Below are 19,918 nucleotides of genomic sequence, written 5' to 3'. Positions count from 1 at the left end.
CAAGGCGCACTTCGATATTGGCAGCTAATATTTCTGTAATGCGTGGAACTCTCGCGAAAAAATACTAGTTTTATATATGCCTAATATGAAGGAAGTTCGTCATGAGAACGTTGACTAGCATTCTCGCCGGCGGATTGAGCGTGCTGACGAGCCTTATGCCCATAAGCGAGGCCCACGCTATCACGATGCCCGATCTGTCCATTCCGCAGTTCACGGGACAGCACCCCGAGATACAGCAGGTTCAATGGCACGGCGGTCGTGGCCGTATGTGGCACGGCAACGGTGGTTGGGGCCACGGTGGCTGGCATGGTCGTGGTGGCGGTTGGTATGGGCGTGGCGGCGGCTGGTATGGCCACAATGGCTGGTACGGGCGCCGTGGCTGGTATGGAAATGGCTGGGGCTACGGCTATTACCCCGGCGGATACTATGGTGGCTATTACGGCGACGCTTGGGTCCCGCTTGCGGCTTTCGCAACCGGGGCAATTATCGCCGGAGCGGCGAGCCGTCCCTATTATAGCCGCCCTTACTACAACGGTTACGGTAGCCACGCCGCATGGTGCGCAAGCCGTTACCGGAGCTACCGCGCATACGACAATACCTTCCAGCCGTATTACGGTCCTCGTCGGCAGTGCTGACGATGAAGGAAAAACGGCGGCTGCGGATGCGCTTGGCCGCCAGGGTATTGCGGTACGCCGCGATTATCCTATCGACAGCAGCCCTTCCACCAGGGCCGGGGTCAGTTCACTATAGTCAGCGATGATGTGATTGGGGCCGAGTGTTTCGACATCCACATCTGAATAGCCGAAAGGCACTGCGATCGAGGGCACTCCGGCATTGCGGGCCACCAGTATGTCGTTGATGCTGTCGCCGATCATGACGGTCCGGGACAGGTCACCGCCGGCACGCTCGACGGTGCCTATGAGATGCTGTGCATCCGGCTTACGGACGGTGAACGTATCGCCGCCGGTGATGGAATCAAAATAGTGCGAGAGTTTCAATCGCTCGATCAGAAGCATTGCGAGGGATTCGAGCTTGTTCGTGCAGACGGCAAGGCGGTGTCCCTTGGCCTTCAGCGCGTCCATCGCCTCGATCAGGCCAGGATAAGGCTTGGTGGCGCCGGGTATGTTGTCGGTATAATGCGCGATGAACCGTTCGAGGAGTGCCGGGAGGCCATCCGGCTTGAGGGCGTAGCCGCGCAGTTTGCAGGCGCGCTCGATCATCACCTGGGCGCCGTTTCCCACAAGGTGGGTAAGGTCGTTATAGCCTAGAGGAGCGAGGTCCAGCGCGGCGATCGTGTGGTTCAGGCTCTCGACAAGATCGATGTGCGTGTCCAGCAGGGTGCCGTCGAGATCGAATACGACAAGAGCAGATTTCACGGTAAGGGCCTCGGATCGTCGATAGAACAATTGTTCCGAAGTAGAATATCGCTCCCGGAATTGCAATGTCGGCCAGCTTATCTTGAATTGCGGGCTTGATGACAGTTGCTCGCCGGCACTGTGATGAGCGGCAGCATTTCTTCCGGAAGCTGCTATTTTGGCTTTACGTTTGCGGGGGGACCCGTGTAAACAGCAACTCCAACGCAATAATGGGAGCAGGTGGCGCTATGGACGCCCGGCAGATGAAGATCAAAGCCGCCGAGGCAGCGCTTTCCCATGTCGAAAGTGGCATGCGGCTTGGAATCGGAACCGGCAGCACGGCTGAAGAGTTCGTGCGGCTGCTGGCCGAAAAGGTTTCACAGGGTTTGATCGTTCAGGGCGTGCCGACGTCGGAGCGCACGGCGCGGCTTTGCGTCGAACTCGGCGTGCCGCTCAAATCCCTCGACGAACTTCCTGAGCTTGACCTCACGATTGATGGTGCCGACGAGGTCGATCCCTCTTTGCGGCTGATCAAGGGCGGCGGCGGTGCTTTGCTGCGCGAAAAGATCGTCGCTGCTGCATCCGCGCGCATGATTGTCATCGCCGACGAGAGCAAGATCGTTGATACGCTCGGGGCTTTTCCGCTGCCGATAGAGGTCAATCCGTTCGGGCTGGCATCGACGCGCATCAAGATCGAGCGGGCGGCCATGCAGCTTGGTCTTACGGGTGCCCTGAAGCTGCGCCAGGCCGGTGAAGAAAACTTCATGACGGATGGCGGGCACTTCATCATCGACGCATCTTTTGGCCGCATTCCTGATGCAGAGGCGCTAGCCATCGCATTGAACTCCATTCCCGGTGTCGTCGAACACGGACTCTTCATCAACATGGCGACGCTTGCGATCATAGCCGGTCCGGCAGGGGCGCGGACACTGCAGGCGAAAAATACATAGGAGCATTGAACTCATGATCAAAATAACGGGTCTTGGCCGTTTTGCCGCTGCGACCATCGTTCTTTCAGGCCTCGCGTTCGGCTCGGCCAATGCGCAGGACGTCACCGACGAGCAGATCAAGGCAGCCCGCGCCGCAATCAACGCGCTCGGTATCACGAACCAGTTCGACGCCATTCTTCCGAACCTCGCCGAGCAGCTGAAGAGCACGATGATCCAGGCGAACCCGAACTTCGGCGACCAGATCGCCGCGACGGTCGATCAGCAGGCCCTGGCGCTGGCGCCGCGCCGCGCCGATCTCGAGCGCGAAGCCGCCATCACCTATGCAAAGGCTTTCTCGGTCGACGAGCTGAAGGCGATCTCCGAGTTCTACACGTCGGATGCCGGCAAGAAGCTGCTGAAGGATGGTCCTGTCGCGACGCGCGAACTCTATAAGGCCGCCGATATCTGGAGCCAGGGTATTTCCCGCGATCTCGCCAGCCAGAGCAACGACGCTCTGGCCAAGATCGTCAAGGTTCCGGCAGCACCGCCTGTCGCCGACGACGCTCCGGCAGCCGATGCGGCGCCGGCCGCCAAGCCGGCAGCAAAGCCGGCCGCAACCGCAAAGCCCGCCGCAAAACCTGCTGCCCCGAAGCTGACCATTCCCGCGAACTAAGTTTTACGCATATCGAATATGTAAAGCCCGGCGTCGTCCGGGCTTTTCTTTTGGGGGCTGCCGGCACTATATCAGCAGCAAATGTCCCGTCCCGTCGGCTTTCCCGGCCCATATTTTCCTGCAGGAGCTTTGCATGTCTTCCTACGATTATGATCTCTTCGTCATTGGCGGCGGTTCGGGCGGCGTGCGCAGCGCGCGCGTTGCTGCATCGCTCGGCAAGAAAGTCGGCATTGCCGAAGAGTATCGCTACGGGGGAACCTGCGTCATTCGCGGCTGCGTGCCGAAGAAACTCTTCGTCTATGCTTCGCAGTATCACGAGCATTTCGAGGACGCGGCCGGCTACGGCTGGACGGTTGGGGAAAGCAAGTTCGATTGGAAGAAGCTGATCGAGGCCAAGGACAAGGAAATTGCCCGTCTCGAAGGTCTCTACCGCAAGGGCCTCGACAATGCGAAGGCTGATATATTCGATACGCGCGCCGAGCTGATCGACGCCAACACGATCCGGCTCGTCAAGACAGGCAAGACTGTCACCGCCGACAAGATCGTCATTGCCGTTGGCGGCTCTCCGAACCATCATTCCGCTTTGCCGGGCTATGAGCTGTGCATTTCCTCCAACGAGGCCTTCCATCTGGAGGAGTTGCCGAAATCGATCCTGATCGCCGGCGGTGGCTATATCGCTGTTGAATTCGCCAATATCTTTCATGGCCTCGGCGTCGACGTGACGCTGATCTATCGCGGTGCGGAAATCCTGTCGCGGTTCGACCAGGACATGCGCCGTGGCCTGCATGAGGCAATGGAGCAGAAGGGTATCCGTGTCCTCTGCCACGACGTTATCGAGGAAGTGGCGAAAACCGAGGCAGGGCTTCGGGCGCGCACCATGAAGGGCGAAATGCTTGATGTCGGCGTCGTGATGCTGGCCTTGGGCCGTGATCCAAACACCAAGAACCTCGGTCTTGAGGCTGCCGGCGTGAAGACCGATGGGCGCGGTGCGATCGTCGTCGACGAGTATTCGCGTAGCTCCGTTCCCAACATCTACGCGCTGGGCGATGTCACCGATCGGGTACAATTGACGCCCGTCGCTATCCATGAAGCGATGTGCTTTATCGAGACGGTGTACAAGAACAATCCGACCAAGCCCGATCACGACCTGATCGCGACCGCCGTCTTCTCGCAGCCCGAGATCGGCACGGTGGGTCTCAGCGAAGAGGATGCGGGCAAGCGCTTCAAGGAATTGGAAGTCTACCGCGCCGAGTTCCGTCCGATGAAGGCGACACTATCGGGCCGGAAGGAAAAGACCATCATGAAGCTGATCGTCAATGCCGAGGACCGCAAGGTCGTTGGCGCCCATATTCTCGGCCATGATGCAGGCGAGATGGCACAGATCCTCGGCATCACGCTGAAGGCCGGCTGCACGAAGGATGATTTCGACCGGACGATGGCCGTTCACCCGACGGCTGCCGAAGAGCTGGTGACGATGTATTCGCCGAGCTACCGCGTCATCGACGGCCAGCGCGTCTGAACCGTCTTGACGGGCTGGTTTTCTATCAACCTGTCAATCGCGGCGTCTGCAATACCTTTAGAAACAGCGCGTTCATGGCGTCGCTGATCCCCTGTGACGGGCTGACTTCGAAATAGAGGCCCGGCGAGGCGCAGGACTGCAGCCTCTTGCCGATCTGCGACTGGAAAGGGCTGATCCACTCATTGTACCAGCCATCCTGGGGCAGGGGCAGGTAGGTGGTGTAGAGGATGGCGATCTTGACGCTGCGGTTCTTCAGCGGCGTGCAGAAGCTCGTGTCTATCGGCTCCTGGCAGCGGTTCGCGCCGGAGAGCGGTTCGGTGCAATTGGTCTTCGGGCTGTCGCCGACGCCATCGGTGACGAAGAACAGGATCTTCTGGCGATCGGAAGGGCCGGTGCCCTGACCGGCGGCCGAGATCGTCGTATTCAGCTGTGTCAGAGCGCTGTCGAAGCTCGTCAGCGCGTCATTCTTGTAATTTTGCTGCAGGATGGTCATCAGCTGGACGCCGGTCGTATTGCTGCTGACCTGGTTCATGTCGGTGGAAAGGTCAGAGACGGTCTTCAGCTGGTCGTCGTCTGCTGATGTTCCGAATGTATAGACGGCCATGCGGAACTGGTCGGGCGTAACGCGGTTGCTGACAGCCGTCTGCGTCAGCGCCTGCGTCGCCTCTCGAACGACGTCGATGCGGGTCGTCACGTGGAGCTGCTGCGCCAGTGTATAGTAATCTTTTCCCGCGTTCTGACCCGTCTCGTGGCAGGCAAAGGCGCAGCTGTCCGGCGTATGGCTTTCCATTGTCGCAATGTCTGATGGCGTCGCGCCGACCCCCATGGATGGCGTATTGTCCACCAGGATATAGAAATCCATGTAGGTCGCCGTCTGGTTCTGTGACGTCGCCGTTCCCGATATGTCGATCGAGTCCTTCCCGAGGATGCGCAGGAACGTCGTCGGAACGACGGCGGAAAAGTTGACCGTCGATTGCAGCGTGCTGCCTGTCTTGCTTACTGAGACATCGACGTTGACGTCATCCTCCTGCAGCGCGACCGTGTTCTGGGCGAAGAAGAGGTTCTTGGCGTCGGCTTCGGCGATGCTGACAGTGCCGTCTCCCATGGTCATGGCTGCCGCCACACCACTCGATTTTTCCGCCAATGCACCGACCGCCGCGGCATCGGCGGCAGCGAAAAGCTGGGTCCTGACGCTCATGGCATTTGAGAAATCGATCGCGAGGCCGGCCACTCCGAGGAGCGGCACCATCAGCAGTGCCGTCATGATGCCGAAATTGCCGGCTTTATTTTGCCACAGATGCTGCCACTGGCCGCGCATGATCGTTTCCTCAATTGCCTGTCGCTCTCATGGCGAACTCAGCAGGACCCTCATGGCGGCTGATTGATGCGTTGTATCAGGCAATTCTCAATAGGCAGCAAAGCCGCTTGGTATGCGGGCAGTTAATGCCTATGTAGTGGAACTTGCAGGCTCTTCGCAGCCTCAACCGGGACGCCGTTTGTCCAGGGGCCCTTGAAGAGTATCTTGGACTGAACGGCGCTATGCAAAGGCACGACAAGGGGGTATAAGCCGCCCTTATTTCTTCGACGGGACATTCGGCCAGAGGCCGGATGCGGAACAGGTGATTGAGATGGCACAGAATTGGACACCGAACAGTTGGCGGCAAAAACCGATCCAGCAGGTGCCGGAATATCCGGACCAGGCAGCGCTCGCAGCAGTGGAAGCGCAGCTTGCAACCTTTCCGCCGCTCGTTTTTGCCGGTGAAGCACGTCGTCTGAAGAAGCATCTCGCCAATGTAGCAGAGGGCAACGCCTTCCTGCTGCAGGGCGGCGACTGCGCCGAAAGCTTCGCCGAACACGGTGCCGACAACATCCGTGACTTCTTCCGCGCCTTCCTGCAGATGGCCGTCGTGCTGACTTTTGGCGCGCAGTTGCCGGTGGTGAAGGTCGGCCGCATCGCAGGCCAGTTCGCCAAGCCGCGCTCCTCGCCGATGGAAACGCAGAACGGCATTTCGCTTCCGAGCTACCGCGGTGACAACATCAACGGTACTGATTTCACGGAAGAGTCGCGTATTCCGAACCCGGATCGTCAGCTGCTGGCATACCGCCAGTCGGCTGCAACGCTGAACCTTCTGCGCGCCTTCGCGATGGGCGGCTACGCCAATCTCGAAAACGTGCACCAGTGGATGCTCGGTTTCGTCAAGGACAGCCCGCAGGGCGAACGTTATCGCAAGCTGGCCGATCGTATCAGCGAAACGATGGACTTCATGAAGGCCATTGGCATCAGTGCCGAGTCTAATCCGAGCCTGCGCGAGACCGATTTCTTCACCAGCCACGAGGCGCTGCTTCTCGGCTACGAAGAGGCATTCACACGCGTCGATTCAACGTCGGGTGACTGGTACGCGACCTCGGGCCATATGCTCTGGATCGGTGACCGCACGCGTCAGCTCGACCACGCGCACGTAGAATATTTCCGCGGTATCAAGAACCCGATCGGTTTGAAGTGCGGCCCGTCGCTGGCGCCGGATAATCTGATCGAGCTCATCGACGCCCTCAACCCGACGAATGAGGCCGGTCGTCTGACGCTGATCTGCCGCTTCGGTCACGACAAGGTCGCTGAGAACCTGCCGAAGCTGATCCGCGCCGTCGAGCATGAGGGCCGCAAGGTCGTCTGGTCCTGCGATCCGATGCACGGCAACACGATCACGCTCAACAACTACAAGACCCGTCCGTTCGAGCGGATCCTGTCGGAAGTCGAAAGCTTCTTCCAGATCCATCGCGCGGAAGGCACGCATCCGGGCGGCATCCATATCGAGATGACCGGCAAGGATGTGACCGAGTGCACCGGCGGCGCGCGTGCCGTTTCTGCCGACGATCTGCAGGATCGCTACCATACCCATTGCGACCCGCGCCTCAATGCCGACCAGGCTCTGGAACTTGCCTTCCTGCTGGCCGAGCGCATGAAGGGCGGCCGCGACGAGAAGCGCATGGTTGCCCAGGGCTGATTGCCGGTTCGGCAACATCATTGCACATCCGAAAGGGCCGGCTTTATGCCGGCCCTTTCTGTATCGTCCCACTTCTTCTTTCGGTGACTCCTCAATCCTACTGAACCAGCACTGGCTGCTGGCATCGCACATCCGTGACCCGAACATCGGCCTCGCCGATCCTGACGCCCAACGTCATCAGAATGTTGTCCAGCAGGGTGTCGAGCGGCGCGGTGATACTGGTCATCACGGCAGACAGAGCCTGCTGTATGGAAGACTGCGTGCCGATGGTAACGATCAGGATCTTGATCTTATAGGCGATGTTGCCCAGCAAGGAGGCGACGGTAGACGTCAGCGTGTCATGCGTGGAGGCCGTGCGGTAGTTCCCATTCGAAATATCCGATGGAGAGAAGGTCAGCGACGTCTTGGTCATGTTGGTGATCGCCACATGGGAGCTGGCTGTGACCTTCACAAGAAGGGAATCGATCAGGGCCGCTGGACTGACCGATGGCTTGGAGCCGAAATTGGAGAATTTCGAGGTATCGACATCGCCGAGATAGACGTCGGCAACGCCTGGGATCGTGTCGATCGTCACATTGGCGTTCTGCGCGCCATTGCCGAGGCAGGCGATCGAGGCGAGGGTGCCCTGACCCGAGGCGACCTCGATATAGAGGGGGATTTTCAGCTTCAGGCCGAGAAGCGCTGAAAGCCCATCCACCGTCAACGAGAGTTTCAATCGGGTCTGTACCGTTCTTATAACCGTTCCGGGGCTGCCGACTGCAAGCGAAGGCGTCTGCTGGGCCGGCTCGCCGATGGCGAGGGTCAATTGGACCGTAGAAAGACCGGGGACCGTGCCATTCAGGTTGACGGCGACCTGTTTGCTGCCATTGGCGGCAAGGGCGGAGGCCGAGATCAGGTCCATCACATTGGCTTCCAGGTTGAGATGCGAGCCACTGCCGACAACGCGCTGGCTGGCGGGGCCGAGCGCCAGTATGTCGCCGAGGTCAAACTTGACCCGGGTGCTGTTGGTTGCCGCCTCGATCGTTTTTATCGCCGTCTTTACCGTTGGCGACAGTCCGGTTTGCTTCCCCACAGCCTTTATGAAATCGCCGTAGGAGATGTCGGTGCTCAGCGTATCCGAATAGCTGCCGGCGGTCAGGTTGAGGTTGGTGGCCAGTGAATCGATGACCGACAGTGCGTTCACGTCGGCGGAGGCCAGCGCCTGGTAGTCCATTACGCTGAGAGACAGAGACGTGCCAAGCAGGCTGTTCAGCAGCGCGTTCAGAACGCCGTTGTTGAGGCTGGCAAGGCGCGAGCCGATCGAGAAGGCCGCAATCTTCTGCGTGGCGGCAGTGCCTACAGCCGTAAGTTTTGGCGGCGCGGAAATGCTGGAGGCGAAGAACAGACCGCCGGTCTGCTGGACTGCAACCTTTACGGCATCCGTCGGCTTGGCCCCAGCGACGAAGCGGTCCGCTGGCGCAACCGAGGCGTTTGCCGCGTAGGTGCCTGACGTCAATGTCGCGATACCGTCGAACTTGGCTTCGGTGGTCTGGTCTCCAAGGGGAAACTTGCCCTTGTTCGAGACATATCCAGTCGGTGTTCGGATCGCCATGTCGAGATTGTTTTGCTGAAAATAGGTCAGCACATTCGTCTCCGCGTTGGTCGCGTCCGAGGCTGCGATGATCGACGCGAGATCGGCGGTATCCTGCAGTTTTCGCTGCTGAAGTGTCAGCAGGCCGTAATCGACGCCAAGGCTCAGGACATAGAGGATGAGAGGAGCGCAGAGCGCTGAAATGACTGCTATGTTACCACTGCGATCTTTGCTGAGGCGGTCAATCAACATCCGATATGGCTTCATATGCCACCCATGCGGATCGTCGCAAACCGCTTGATCGTCTTGTCTGGCAAAGCGAAACTGTAGATATTCCAGATGGGTAGGTCTTTAGCGTCGTATTCGACCGAGACCGTAAACTGGTTGCTGTTGGTGGGGTCGGCGGCGACCGTGACCTTGAGCTTGTCACGCTTCAAGAAGGTGTCGTTCAGCGTCGAATTCGTAACGAAGGTGTCGACCAGTTGCTCGCGTTCGCTCTCGGTTATTCCGGCGACTGCGGTTCTTGCTGCGTCGGCTGCAATCTGTTGCACGGAGTGCGCGACACTTAGGTAGATGCCATAGGCAATCAGTGTCATCAGCACTAGAATGAAGACGGGAGCCAGTATGGCGAATTCGACCGCCGCAGCCCCATCTCGGCACCATTGGAGATCGCGGAACCTCTTCATGGGTATGCCCTTTCGCAAGCTATCATTGATGATCCTTTGGATCACTAACGCCTATGATGTATCAGTATGTATTAAAATATAATTAGCTAATAAACTTATTGCGTGTAGATGAGAACCTGCTCCGCTAGAGACCCTATAGGTCGCAAGGCGGCAGGTGCGCCGAATAAGTCATGCCTCCAGCCACCTGTGATTGTTCCGGTTCAAGCCGTTGTTTCCCGGACCTTTTTTCCTCCGGCCTTAAATGCCCGTCAAAATGCCGCTGCCTCTTTCGCTAGCCTTCGATATCTCTCCCAGTGTTTTCCCAACGAGGAGTTGCCCAAGCGGCGCATGTCCCATGCTGGATCAGATTCGCTGAAGGTCTTGTCATGCCTTTGCGTTTGACAGGATTTGCAGCACCGATATGACGGTGGCCGGGCGTGTTTGCGGGGAGGGATAAGCATGGATGAAGAGCATACGGGATCGTGTCTCTGCGGCGCGGTGCGGTTCCGGGCATATGGACAGCTGCGGGAGGTCGTCGCCTGCCATTGTTCCCAGTGCCGCAAGCAGACCGGGCTCTATTATGCCGCCACGAATGTCTCCATCGACAAACTCGCGATCGAGGGAGACGAGTCCATAACGTGGTACCGGGCCAGTTCTTTCGCGCGCCGAGGTTTCTGCAAGACCTGCGGGTCGGCCCTGTTCTGGCAGGCCGAAGGCGCGGACGAGATTTCGCTCATGGCTGGCCTGTTCGACCAGCCCAGCGATCTCAAGATCGCCTATCATATCTACTGCGCGGACAAGGGTGATTTCTATGAGATATCGGACGAGCTGCCGCAGTACCGGCAGGGAAGTCCGGGCCTGCTGACGGCAGGCCCCTCGGACTGAAACCGAAGAAGCTTCGCCGCGTCAGTTTTGGTTGTCGAGCTTCTGCACCAGCTTCGAGATTTCCTGCTTCAGCGACTCGATCTCCGTCAGAACATGCATGTCGATCTTCTGGTGGAGCGACAGAACCTCGAGTTCGGCCTTGAGATTGACTTCGTAATCCTTCGCCGCCTCGAAGCGATCGCGCTCGGCCTGACGGTTCTGTGACATCATGATGATCGGCGCCTGAATGGCTGCGATCATCGAGAGCACGAGGTTGAGGAAGATGAAGGGATAGGGGTCGAAGGCGCGCGTCGCGAGTACGATGGTGTTTATGACTGTCCAAACTACAAGAAACAACAGGAAGGACAGGATGAACGACCACGAGCCGCCGACCTGCGCGATGCCGTCGGCGAGCCGTTCGCCCATTGACGCCTCCGCGGAAAAGGCAGCGTTGACGTCGGTCGATATGACCTTGCGCTCGTGCGCCTTTTTCAGAACTCGCTTTTCGATGTCGCCCAGTTCATCGGCAGACTTGTCGAAATGCAGGTGGACGAAATTCGAGAGGTTATACATGGGAGACTCCGGGCCTTAATCACTTTGGGCGTCAGTATTCTTTTGTGCCGGCAAATTGCAACGCCGAAAACGAAAGGGCGTGCGGAAGCGAGTTGCGGAGCTTCCCTGCGAACGCTAAATGGATGGCATGACAGAGCAAACCTCCATCACGCACACCATGCGCATCGCGGTTGCGCAGCTCAATCCGACGGTCGGCGATGTCGCCGGCAATCTCGCAAAAGCGCGTGAGGCGCGCACGGACGCGGCTCGCGAAGGGGCGCATCTCGTTCTTTTCACCGAGCTGTTCATATCCGGCTATCCGCCGGAAGATCTGGTGTTGAAGCCGGCTTTCATTCGCGCGTGCTGGAGGGCTGTGGAAAGCCTCGCAGCCGATACGGCCGATGGCGGACCGGGCGTGATCATCGGATTCCCGCGGCAGGATGAGAGCGGACGATACAATTCCGTTGCCGTGCTTGATGGCGGAAAGGTCATCGCGGTCCGCGACAAGGTCGATCTGCCGAACTATGGCGAATTCGACGAGAAGCGCGTCTTCGATCAGGGTCTCATGCCGGGGCCGGTGAATTTCCGCGGCGTGCGGCTTGGCATTCCGATCTGCGAAGACATCTGGGGTGATCTCGGCGTCTGCGAAACCCTGGCCGAGAGCGGGGCGGAGATTCTGCTCTCTCCGAACGGCTCTCCCTATTATCGAGGCAAGGTCGATATCCGCCATCAGGTGGTCCTGAAACAGGTGATCGAGACCGGGTTGCCGATGATTTACGCAGCGCAGCTCGGCGGCCAGGACGAACTGGTTTTCGACGGCGCAAGTTTCGCCTTCAACGTGGACAAGTCGCTGGCTTTCCAGATGAGCCAGTTCGAGGCAGCGCTTGCGGTTACGACGTGGAAGAGGGGCGATGCGGGCTGGCATTGCGCCGAGGGGCCAATGTCGCATATCCCGGAGAAAGAGGAGGCGGATTATCGTGCCTGCCTGCTCGGCTTCAGGGACTATGTCAACAAGAATGGTTTCAAGAGTGTCGTGCTCGGCCTTTCCGGCGGCATCGATTCGGCCATCTGCGCCGCGATTGCGGTTGATGCGATCGGCGAGGAGCGGGTGCGAACCGTCATGCTGCCTTACCGATATACCTCTGAGGATTCGCTGAAGGATGCGGCCGATTGCGCCAAGGCGCTGGGCTGCCGCTACGACATCGTGCCGATCGAGGAGCCGGTGGTGGGTTTCACGTCTGCGCTTTCGGAACTCTTCGAGGGCACGGATAGCGGCATCACCGAGGAGAACCTGCAGAGCCGCGCCCGCGGAACGATCCTGATGGCGATTTCGAACAAGTTTGGCTCGATGGTCGTCACCACGGGCAACAAGTCCGAAATGTCGGTGGGTTACGCGACGCTCTACGGCGACATGAACGGCGGCTTCAACCCGATCAAGGACCTTTACAAGATGCAGGTCTACGCGCTGTCGCGCTGGCGCAATGCGCATGTGCCGCCGGGCGCGCTCGGGCCTTCGGGCGAAGTCATTCCGCAGAACATCATCGATAAAGCTCCGTCTGCCGAGCTAAGACCGGACCAGAAGGACCAGGATTCCCTGCCGCCCTATCCTGACCTCGACGACATTCTCGAATGCCTTGTCGAGAAGGAAATGGCGGTCGAGGAGATCGTTGCGCGAGGCCACGATGTGGCGACGGTTCATCGCGTCGAGCATCTGCTCTATCTGGCGGAATACAAGCGACGTCAGTCAGCGCCGGGCGTAAAGATCACCAAGAAGAATTTCGGCCGCGATCGCCGTTATCCAATCACCAATCGGTTCCGGGATCGGGCATGAGCGAGGAGGTCGTCCGGCAGGCAGGCAGCCGACCGGCGCCGGCTCCGCAGTTTTCCAGGGAGGAGCGGCGCTACATCGCATTGATGGCAGCTCAGCCGAGGGCCCGCTCCGGATGGATGCGCTTCGTCAATAGCGGCGTGTTCTTCGCCCCCTCCATTTTTCTCGGCATATACGGGATTTCGGACGCGAGCCTGAAGATCACCGGGGTCGCTTTCGTGACGCTCGTCATCAGCCTGTTCTGGAGCCTCGCCGGCGTGTTTCGTGAGCAGCGTTACGCGATGCTTGCCAATTCGGTCTTTGCGAAGCTCCAGGATGCCATCAGCAGCCCGATTGGCGAGGATCGTCCGATCAAGGAGGAAGTTTGAGCCATGCGTAGTTCGGTCGAGATCTTCAATATCCGCACACGCGAGACGCGGGTTGTCTGGCAGACATCCGATCTTTTCGAGGCGCCGAACTGGTCGCCCGATGGCCGCTATCTTCTGCTTAACAGCGAAGGGTTGATCTATCGCCTGGCGCTGGAGAGCGGCGCGGAGCCGGTGAAGGTCGACACCGGTTTTGCGACATTGTGCAACAATGATCACGGCATTTCGCCGGATGGATCATTGATTGCCATTTCCGACAAATGCGAGTTCGGCAAGAGCTGCATTTATCTACTTCCGTCGCAAGGTGGTGCACCGAGCTTGATGACGGGAAATCTCCCGTCCTATTGGCATGGCTGGTCGCCGGACGGGCAATCCTTCGCCTATTGCGGCATTCGCGACCAGGTCTTCGATATCTATTCCATGTCCATCGAAGGCGGCGAGGAACGACGGCTGACATTTGGCGAAGGGCGCAATGACGGGCCGGACTATTCGGCTGACGGCAATTGGATTTACTTCAATTCCAGCCGCACCGGCCTGATGCAGATCTGGCGTGTCAAGACCGATGGTTCTGCCGTCGAGCGGATAACGGACAGCAACTACGGCGACTGGTTTCCGCATCCGTCACCCAGGGGTGACAAAGTCGTCTTCATCTCCTACGACCCCGATGTGTTTGATCATCCGCGCGACCTGAACGTTCGGGTGCGCATGATGGATGCGGATGGCGGCAATGTCGAAACGCTGTTCGATCTGTTCGGTGGCCAGGGCACGATGAATTCGCCCAATTGGTCACCGGATGGTGATGAATTCGCCTTCGTTCGCTATGAGCCGGCGGCCTGAGGCCGCTGGACAGCGCGGATTTTTGCCGATAGCTTTTGATCGTTCGCAGGGCACATCCGATCCGCGGGAAGGGCAAGGCCCACCTGATGAATGATTTTTAGACTGCCACACCTCTTTTCAGTCTGTGGGCGCGGATACCGGACGTTATGAAAGGAGGTCTCCGTGACCACACGCTCCCTGGCGGCGAACGCCACGCTCGATTCCGTGAAAAAGCAGGCGAAAGCCTTTTTGAAAGCCGTGCAAACAGGCGATACGTCGGCGCTTGCGCGCGTGACGCCGTATTTCGCTGACGCTGCAGCAGTCGGGCTGCAGGATATCCAGCTGGTAACGGCTCGCGAATACGGGTTCTCGAGCTGGACCAAGCTCAAGGACCATCTGGAGCGATCGGGTAGCCGGGATGAGGCGAGGGATCAGCTTGCCAATCGCTTCCTGTCGCTTGCGACCGTGTCCTATTTCTCGCGTATTCCCGCCGATCCCGCCCGTTTCGACGAGGCCGTGGAGCTCCTTGACGCGCATCCCGATATTGCCGACGATAGCATCCATGTTGCCGCAGCGATGGGCGATGCGGCACGCGTCGCCCGCTGGCTGGACCGGCAGCCGCAATTGATCGAGCGAAAGGGCGGTCCCTACGATTGGCAGCCGTTGCTTTATGCTGCCTATGCCCGTCTTCCCGGCCATTCCACTCTCGACGTCGGCCGACTGCTGATCGCGCGTGGAGCCGATCCGAATGCCCTCTTTCTCGACAATGGCCAATATCGCTTCACGGCGTTGACCGGCGTCTTCGGGCAGGGAGAGGCTGGGAAAATCCGGCAGCCGGAACATCCGGGCTATATGACATTCGCGCGGCTGCTGCTTGACGCCGGCGCGAACGTCAATGACAGCCAGGCGCTCTACAACAGGATGTTCGAGCCGGATAATTCCTGCCTCGAACTGCTGCTCGAATATGGATTGAGCGCCAGCGACCGGAACAATTGGTCCGTGCGGGAAGATGGGAAGCTGGTCGAGAATTCGCAGACCGTGTTCGACTATCAACTCGCCTGGGCTCTGGAAAAGCGGATGCCGCAGCGGGTGCGGCTATTGGTCGAGCATGGCGCCGACGTCAACCGGCCGGTCAATGGGCGCACGCCCTATGAGTGGGCGCGGCTCGGCAACGAGAAGGAGTTGGTGGCCTATCTCGTGCAGCATGGAGCGGTCGCGGTTCGTCTGAAGGCGGAGGATTGGGCCTATGTCGCCATCATGAATAGCGAGCATCCAATCGATTATTTGCCGAGAATGATGGCGGCGCAGCAGACCAGCCCCGCCGATGTCCAGCGAAAGCACCCAACCATGCTGCATGAGGCCGCAGGCGAAAATGCCCTTGAGGCGGTTCGTCGGATGCTGGCGCTTGGTTTGGATGTGAACGCGATGACTAGCCGCACGCCGCTGCATGAAGCAGCACTCCACGGTCACATCGAAATGGTAAAACTGCTGATCGAGCATGGTGCCGATCCCACGATCCGCGATCCCTACTATCACGCGCCGCCGATCGGTTGGGCGGACTATAACGGCCATGCCGATATGGTGGAGTTCCTGAAGACGCAGCCGCTCGATATCTTTGCGGCGGCCGCCTTTGGTGAGATCGGGCAGCTGGAAGCATTGCTGGACGCGGATCCATCGTTGCTCGACCGGCGTTTTGAGAGCCTTCGACGATCCGGTGCGCCGAGCCCGGACCGAGATTGGCTGACGCCGCTGGGCTTTGCCATTCTCAATCATCGCGCCGATGCGGCGGCGCTCCTTGTCGGCCGCGGCGCCGATCGCTCCATTCGGGATGCCTCGGGACGTTCCTACGGCGATCTGGCGCGGGAGACGGGCGATGAGGCAATCATGAGGCTGTTCAGGAGGCCCGTTTCCTCTCGTTGAGACGTGTTGGCGATCCGCTTGCTTTCGGTAGGCGGATCGCGCATAGCTTTGATCGTCAGGTGCCCGTGCCAAGCGGGAGAATCGGGAAGCCGGTCAAAATCCGGCGCGTGCCCAACGCTGTGAGGCGGATGTCTGTCGCAGGAAAGAACTTTCGAATGTTCTTTCATATGGATGCCACTGGTTGTTAAACCGGGAAGGTAGCGAGAGGCAATCGAAGCCAAGCCAGAAGACCGGCCTGACGCGATAGGCCAAACCGCGCGGACGGCGGTGAGGTCGGCATTGTTGGGGATTTGACGATGCGACCCGATCCGAAGGATTTTCTTGTCCGTTCACAGGCATTTTCCGCGGCTGAACGAGAAGCTGTCTACCGCGCCATCGAAACACGGCGGGATGTTCGCGACCAGTTTCTGCCCGATCCGTTGCCCGATGCGCTGATTGCGCGTCTGCTCGGGGCCGCGCATAGCGCGCCGTCCGTCGGTTTCATGCAGCCCTGGAGTTTCGTGCTTGTCCGCGATCCCTTGGTTCGTGAGGCTGCGTGGCAGGCGTTCCAGCACGCTAACGACGAGGCGGCTCAGATGTTTAAGGGTGAGCGGGCCGTCAGCTATCGTTCCCTGAAGCTTGAAGGTATCCGCAAGGCGCCGCTCAGCATATGCGTCACCTGCGATCCTGACCGGGCCGGGCCGGTCGTGCTTGGACGCACGCATAATCCGCGCATGGATTCCTACTCCACGGTTTGCGCCATCCAGAACCTGTGGCTTGCCGCGCGTGCCGAAGGTGTCGGCATGGGCTGGGTCAGCATCTTCCATGATGCCGATATTAGGCTGCTGCTCGGCATTCCCGATAGAATCGAGATCGTTGCCTGGCTCTGCCTCGGCTATGTTGATGAGCTCTACAGTGAACCGGAACTGGCGGTTAAGGGATGGCGACAGCGGCTGTCGCTGGACGATCTCGTCTTCAGTGACCGCTGGGGTGAGGTTGGCCCTATTGCTCCGGCTGGGGGCCAGGCGCCAGGGGATGTTTGAGGTCGATCTTTCCCTCATCCGTCGACAGGAATTGCGGGCCGACCTGGCGGATCTTCCTGGCCGTCGGATCGTAAGGGCGGTCGGCTGGTGCGGGCTGGGCCGTCGTTGCAGTCTGCGGCTGGGGTGAGGGTGGCTTGGTCGTCGTGATCGTCGTTATGGAGCTATAGGGCGCGGCTGGCTGCGGCTGGACGCTCTGTGGCTGAATGCTGGCCTTCTCGCGCTGCATTTCTTCGTAATAGGCCGACATGTTGCAGGTGCAGGACGACTTCTCGCCGGGCGCGCGCTTGCGATAGGCAAAGGCGTAAGGCATGGCGCTGTAGGGCGCGCCTGTTGCCGCAGAGACCATTTCCGAGGATTCCTGGTTCGGCAAATAGCGGAAATAAAGTTCCGTCGGAACGCCGGGGCACATGCGCGAGCAGGTTTCCGCGTCATGCTGAAAATTGACCGGCGAGGCATTGGTGGTCAGCGGGAAGAAGCCGCCATCGCAGGTCCGCACGCAGACCGTCTGCAGGCCCGCGCCATAGGGACCGCCGGTGGGATAGTTCATCGGTGCGGCCTGGTAATAGTCATAGCCCGGCTGCGGGCCGCCGCTTCTGTCCATCGGCTGGATGAACGTGTCGGTCCGCATCGCCTGCTGCTCTGGTGTCGCGGGCACTTCGGGGCGATTGGTGATGATCGTATCGGGATTAGCCGCTGCGGAATCCTCGCATCCGTTTTGCCGGAGTGCCGTTTCAAGCTGATCGCGCAACACATCGTCTGAGCCGCCGGCGCGCTGGCTTTCGTCACGCCGCTCGATGAGAAATTGCAGGTCTTCCTGCAGGCGGCCAAGCGAGGTTTCGAGCTGATCGCAAACGGCGGCGTCCTGCCCGTTGATAATTACCCCACTGCCGGAGTGGCAGCCGCGATCCTGCATCTCCGCCTGAAGCCTGCGGACCGCCGATGTCTGCTCGTCGATGGCGTTTGAATATCTGCGGACCGAATGCGAGGTGCTGACGACCTCGGGGATGTTGGCGAGCCGTCCGTGGAGTTCGTCACAAACCGACTGGTTCTGCGCGGCGACCGGCGTAGCTGCGATCAGGGGCAATAGAAAAAATAAGGAGAATTTCCGGCTGCGTTCCATGATGCCGCCCCTGACGAGGATATTCCGTCGATCGATGTGCAGCATCAATCATACAGGATCCGGCATTAACAAGATGCTGTGGAAATGGCCCATCGCCGCGATTTCCCGTGACCGCGGCGATGAATTTGACGTGACATCAAGCGGCACGAGCCAGCGCGACGGTCGTTTCCTGCTCGAGGACCGGGCCGTTGATTTCCGCGACCTGTTTCATGCGATAAAGCAGATCGGTCGTCACGTCCCAGGAAACCGCGACCGCGTAGACCGAGCCGATTTTCTTCGGCTCGCCGATGCGTTCGCCCGGGCAGCCCATGCGGCGGAACATGCGTTCCAGGAAGACGTCGGTAACGGTGACAATGTGCGAGAGGCCCGAGGCAAGTCCGAGCTCGCCGACGCCGCACATCAGTTCGGCGGCCGCAACGGTCACCTGGTTCGAGGCGCGATCCTGGGAGATTTCCGGATCGATGCAGAAGCGGCTGGATTCCCAGATCATCGAGTTGCGGATTTCGGGCGTGTCGCCGAGGAGGATGGGGAATGTGTCGTCCAGCATGTTCGGTCCAAGCGTCGGCAGCAGGCGGAGCGCGCCACGCAGCTTGCCGGTCTCGTCCGAGTAGGAGAGGACGTAGATCGGGTTCGACAGGTCGTAGTGATCGATTTCCCATTCGCCGTCGACGAGGACGTCCCATTTCAGGTGGTCATGGAAAACCTTCTTTCGCAGACGGAACATCTCGTCCATCGCGGTGAGATGATGATGGCGGGTGGTGCCGCTGAAGAGCTTAATCATGCCAGTCTCCGTTCTTGGTTCGGTGACCGGAGACTGGCAAAAGTGAGGGCTCGGCTATACTGGCGCTAGTGACAGTGCAGAAAAGAGTAAGGGGCTGCTACTAGGTCTCTCAGGATTGAGGGATCAGCCCGCGCCAGACGGCTTCGGCAATCGCCTGGGTGTTCGAGACGACGTCGAGTTTCTGGCGTGCATTGCTCATGAAAAAGCGGACGGTGCGCTCTGTGATGCCGAGGATGATGGCGATCTCCCAGTAGCTTTTGCCGGCGGCCGCCCAGCGCAGAACCTCGCGTTCGCGCGGCGTGATCCGCCTGAGTTCGTCCTTGCTGATGGATGGCGGTCGCTCCGCCTCGATCATCGAGGCGTGGAAGAGTGCTGCGAGGGTCTGAATGTCGCGACCGTAACTTCTGAGGAAAAGCGGGACTTCCTCCGAGGCGAGCGGAATGCTGATCACGAGGGCCGCGGCCCGAGCCTCCGGCGCCAACAAGGGGTATGAAATTCCCTCTGCCGGTATGCCGAGCGCGCTGACCTGCTTGAAGAGAATATCGGCCGCCGGTATCTGCTGGCGGAGGGTGGCGTGATCAACCGGGCGGACGGAGGACAACACGAATTTCAAGGCCGGAAGTAGAACTTCGTTGCCGATGCTTGCAAGAGCTGTGGATTGTTCACGGGAGAACGTGTGGTGAAGGCGATGGACTTGCGCCGAACGCGAGGCAGAAAAGACATCGACATAGATGAGATGAGTAATGCCGTAGGCTATTCGCAAGCGGTTAAAGAATTCACGCGGCTGCACTGGCTTGCTTTGTTCCAGCCAGTCAAACAGTTCAAAATAGCCTGCGCGCATATTGGATCCTGATACTTGTCGAACTCACCTGACAAGTCTGGCCCACCTACAGTTGATATGTCTAGTAATTTAAACGAGTTAGGGTTACTTTCCTCT

Annotated in this window: 19 protein-coding genes and 1 riboswitch; of the genes, 11 read left to right on the top strand and 8 right to left on the bottom strand. The window is 59.4% G+C overall.

Annotation, left to right across the window (positions count from 1 at the left end; all coding sequences use genetic code 11):
• Positions 1-101: 101 nt before the first annotated feature.
• Positions 102-635 carry a BA14K family protein gene (locus tag DTW90_RS19520; RefSeq protein ID WP_246664977.1) on the top strand — a complete coding sequence of 178 codons (534 nt, stop codon included), beginning with the start codon at positions 102-104 and terminating at the stop codon, positions 633-635.
• 63 nt (positions 636-698) lie between these two features.
• Here the strand turns inward: DTW90_RS19520 and DTW90_RS19515 are convergent, their stop codons facing one another.
• Positions 699-1,376, bottom strand: a complete 678-nt coding sequence (locus DTW90_RS19515) for an HAD family hydrolase (protein WP_149340330.1) — start codon at positions 1,374-1,376, stop codon at positions 699-701.
• 227 nt (positions 1,377-1,603) lie between these two features.
• Here DTW90_RS19515 and rpiA point away from each other — a divergent pair, with 227 nt between their 5' ends.
• The 3 genes from rpiA (at position 1,604) to gor (ending at position 4,476) form a co-directional block, all read left to right on the top strand.
• The gene (gene rpiA / locus DTW90_RS19510) at positions 1,604-2,305 is read left to right on the top strand and encodes a ribose-5-phosphate isomerase RpiA (protein WP_132524127.1); all 702 of its coding nucleotides are present in this window, start codon (positions 1,604-1,606) and stop codon (positions 2,303-2,305) included.
• Positions 2,306-2,318: 13 nt separating this feature from the next.
• Positions 2,319-2,957, top strand: a complete 639-nt coding sequence (locus DTW90_RS19505) for a DUF2059 domain-containing protein (protein WP_149340328.1) — start codon at positions 2,319-2,321, stop codon at positions 2,955-2,957.
• Between the two features lie 133 nt (positions 2,958-3,090).
• A complete protein-coding gene (gene gor / locus DTW90_RS19500) occupies positions 3,091-4,476 on the top strand; it encodes a glutathione-disulfide reductase (protein WP_149340326.1) in 1,386 nt (461 codons plus the stop codon).
• 25 nt (positions 4,477-4,501) lie between these two features.
• On the opposite strand, the gene DTW90_RS19495 is transcribed toward gor, so the two are convergent.
• Positions 4,502-5,794, bottom strand: a complete 1,293-nt coding sequence (locus DTW90_RS19495) for a pilus assembly protein TadG-related protein (RefSeq protein WP_149340324.1) — start codon at positions 5,792-5,794, stop codon at positions 4,502-4,504.
• Between the two features lie 310 nt (positions 5,795-6,104).
• Here DTW90_RS19495 and DTW90_RS19490 point away from each other — a divergent pair, with 310 nt between their 5' ends.
• Positions 6,105-7,478: a 3-deoxy-7-phosphoheptulonate synthase class II gene (locus DTW90_RS19490; protein WP_149340322.1), complete on the top strand. Its 1,374-nt coding sequence runs from the start codon at positions 6,105-6,107 to the stop codon at positions 7,476-7,478.
• Positions 7,479-7,575: 97 nt separating this feature from the next.
• Here the strand turns inward: DTW90_RS19490 and DTW90_RS19485 are convergent, their stop codons facing one another.
• Positions 7,576-9,300: a pilus assembly protein TadG-related protein gene (locus DTW90_RS19485; RefSeq protein WP_246664976.1), complete on the bottom strand. Its 1,725-nt coding sequence runs from the start codon at positions 9,298-9,300 to the stop codon at positions 7,576-7,578.
• Positions 9,301-9,311: 11 nt separating this feature from the next.
• The gene (locus tag DTW90_RS19480; protein WP_149340319.1) at positions 9,312-9,734 is read right to left on the bottom strand and encodes a TadE/TadG family type IV pilus assembly protein; all 423 of its coding nucleotides are present in this window, start codon (positions 9,732-9,734) and stop codon (positions 9,312-9,314) included.
• A gap of 438 nt (positions 9,735-10,172) precedes the next feature.
• Here DTW90_RS19480 and DTW90_RS19475 point away from each other — a divergent pair, with 438 nt between their 5' ends.
• A complete protein-coding gene (locus DTW90_RS19475) occupies positions 10,173-10,598 on the top strand; it encodes a GFA family protein (protein WP_149340317.1) in 426 nt (141 codons plus the stop codon).
• A 21-nt stretch (positions 10,599-10,619) separates the two neighbouring features.
• Here the strand turns inward: DTW90_RS19475 and DTW90_RS19470 are convergent, their stop codons facing one another.
• A complete protein-coding gene (locus DTW90_RS19470) occupies positions 10,620-11,150 on the bottom strand; it encodes a DUF1003 domain-containing protein (protein ID WP_132524135.1) in 531 nt (176 codons plus the stop codon).
• A 127-nt stretch (positions 11,151-11,277) separates the two neighbouring features.
• Between DTW90_RS19470 and DTW90_RS19465 the strand changes: the two genes are divergently transcribed.
• From DTW90_RS19465 to bluB, 5 genes are all read left to right on the top strand, one after another.
• Positions 11,278-12,960 (top strand): NAD+ synthase, encoded by a 1,683-nt coding sequence (locus DTW90_RS19465; RefSeq protein WP_149340315.1) that lies wholly within the window; start codon positions 11,278-11,280, stop codon positions 12,958-12,960.
• Positions 12,957-13,325: a hypothetical protein gene (locus DTW90_RS19460; RefSeq protein ID WP_149340313.1), complete on the top strand. Its 369-nt coding sequence runs from the start codon at positions 12,957-12,959 to the stop codon at positions 13,323-13,325. Before DTW90_RS19465 ends, DTW90_RS19460 begins: the two co-directional genes overlap by 4 nt.
• A 3-nt stretch (positions 13,326-13,328) precedes the next feature.
• Positions 13,329-14,159 carry a TolB family protein gene (locus tag DTW90_RS19455; protein ID WP_149340311.1) on the top strand — a complete coding sequence of 277 codons (831 nt, stop codon included), beginning with the start codon at positions 13,329-13,331 and terminating at the stop codon, positions 14,157-14,159.
• A gap of 162 nt (positions 14,160-14,321) precedes the next feature.
• Positions 14,322-16,058 carry an ankyrin repeat domain-containing protein gene (locus tag DTW90_RS19450; RefSeq protein ID WP_149340310.1) on the top strand — a complete coding sequence of 579 codons (1,737 nt, stop codon included), beginning with the start codon at positions 14,322-14,324 and terminating at the stop codon, positions 16,056-16,058.
• A 40-nt stretch (positions 16,059-16,098) separates the two neighbouring features.
• Positions 16,099-16,312, top strand: a riboswitch (cobalamin riboswitch).
• A 42-nt stretch (positions 16,313-16,354) separates the two neighbouring features.
• Positions 16,355-17,080, top strand: a complete 726-nt coding sequence (gene bluB / locus DTW90_RS19445; RefSeq protein WP_149340308.1) for a 5,6-dimethylbenzimidazole synthase — start codon at positions 16,355-16,357, stop codon at positions 17,078-17,080.
• Here the strand turns inward: bluB and DTW90_RS19440 are convergent.
• The 3 genes from DTW90_RS19440 to DTW90_RS38055 all read right to left on the bottom strand — a co-directional run bounded on the left by DTW90_RS19440 (position 17,040) and on the right by DTW90_RS38055 (position 19,822).
• Positions 17,040-18,245: a DUF2865 domain-containing protein gene (locus tag DTW90_RS19440; RefSeq protein WP_149340306.1), complete on the bottom strand. Its 1,206-nt coding sequence runs from the start codon at positions 18,243-18,245 to the stop codon at positions 17,040-17,042. The genes bluB and DTW90_RS19440 overlap by 41 nt on opposite strands.
• Positions 18,246-18,336: 91 nt before the next feature.
• A complete protein-coding gene (locus DTW90_RS19435; RefSeq protein ID WP_149340304.1) occupies positions 18,337-18,981 on the bottom strand; it encodes an acyl-homoserine-lactone synthase in 645 nt (214 codons plus the stop codon).
• 109 nt (positions 18,982-19,090) lie between these two features.
• Positions 19,091-19,822, bottom strand: a complete 732-nt coding sequence (locus DTW90_RS38055) for a LuxR family transcriptional regulator (protein ID WP_149340302.1) — start codon at positions 19,820-19,822, stop codon at positions 19,091-19,093.
• Between the last annotated feature and the right edge of the window lie 96 nt (positions 19,823-19,918).

It is taken from the genome of Neorhizobium sp. P12A, from assembly GCF_008365395.1.
Classification (GTDB): domain Bacteria; phylum Pseudomonadota; class Alphaproteobacteria; order Rhizobiales; family Rhizobiaceae; genus Rhizobium.
Note: the sequence above shows the minus strand (reverse complement) of the source record. Positions and strands in the feature narration are given on the sequence as shown.

Bases quoted from the DNA above. Each gene is read 5' to 3' on its own strand.
- DTW90_RS19505 (WP_149340328.1), top strand. From the start codon at position 2,319: ATGATCAAAATAACGGGTCTTGGCCGTTTTGCCGCTGCGACCATCGTT.
- DTW90_RS19495 (WP_149340324.1), bottom strand. From the start codon at position 5,794: ATGCGCGGCCAGTGGCAGCATCTGTGGCAAAATAAAGCCGGCAATTTC.
- gor (WP_149340326.1), top strand. From the start codon at position 3,091: ATGTCTTCCTACGATTATGATCTCTTCGTCATTGGCGGCGGTTCGGGC.
- DTW90_RS19455 (WP_149340311.1), top strand. From the start codon at position 13,329: ATGCGTAGTTCGGTCGAGATCTTCAATATCCGCACACGCGAGACGCGG.
- DTW90_RS19480 (WP_149340319.1), bottom strand. From the start codon at position 9,734: ATGAAGAGGTTCCGCGATCTCCAATGGTGCCGAGATGGGGCTGCGGCG.
- DTW90_RS19435 (WP_149340304.1), bottom strand. From the start codon at position 18,981: ATGATTAAGCTCTTCAGCGGCACCACCCGCCATCATCATCTCACCGCG.
- DTW90_RS38055 (WP_149340302.1), bottom strand. From the start codon at position 19,822: ATGCGCGCAGGCTATTTTGAACTGTTTGACTGGCTGGAACAAAGCAAG.
- DTW90_RS19520 (WP_246664977.1), top strand. From the start codon at position 102: ATGAGAACGTTGACTAGCATTCTCGCCGGCGGATTGAGCGTGCTGACG.
- bluB (WP_149340308.1), top strand. From the start codon at position 16,355: ATGCGACCCGATCCGAAGGATTTTCTTGTCCGTTCACAGGCATTTTCC.
- rpiA (WP_132524127.1), top strand. From the start codon at position 1,604: ATGGACGCCCGGCAGATGAAGATCAAAGCCGCCGAGGCAGCGCTTTCC.
- DTW90_RS19490 (WP_149340322.1), top strand. From the start codon at position 6,105: ATGGCACAGAATTGGACACCGAACAGTTGGCGGCAAAAACCGATCCAG.
- DTW90_RS19465 (WP_149340315.1), top strand. From the start codon at position 11,278: ATGACAGAGCAAACCTCCATCACGCACACCATGCGCATCGCGGTTGCG.
- DTW90_RS19470 (WP_132524135.1), bottom strand. From the start codon at position 11,150: ATGTATAACCTCTCGAATTTCGTCCACCTGCATTTCGACAAGTCTGCC.
- DTW90_RS19460 (WP_149340313.1), top strand. From the start codon at position 12,957: ATGAGCGAGGAGGTCGTCCGGCAGGCAGGCAGCCGACCGGCGCCGGCT.
- DTW90_RS19440 (WP_149340306.1), bottom strand. From the start codon at position 18,245: ATGCTGCACATCGATCGACGGAATATCCTCGTCAGGGGCGGCATCATG.
- DTW90_RS19475 (WP_149340317.1), top strand. From the start codon at position 10,173: ATGGATGAAGAGCATACGGGATCGTGTCTCTGCGGCGCGGTGCGGTTC.
- DTW90_RS19485 (WP_246664976.1), bottom strand. From the start codon at position 9,300: ATGTTGATTGACCGCCTCAGCAAAGATCGCAGTGGTAACATAGCAGTC.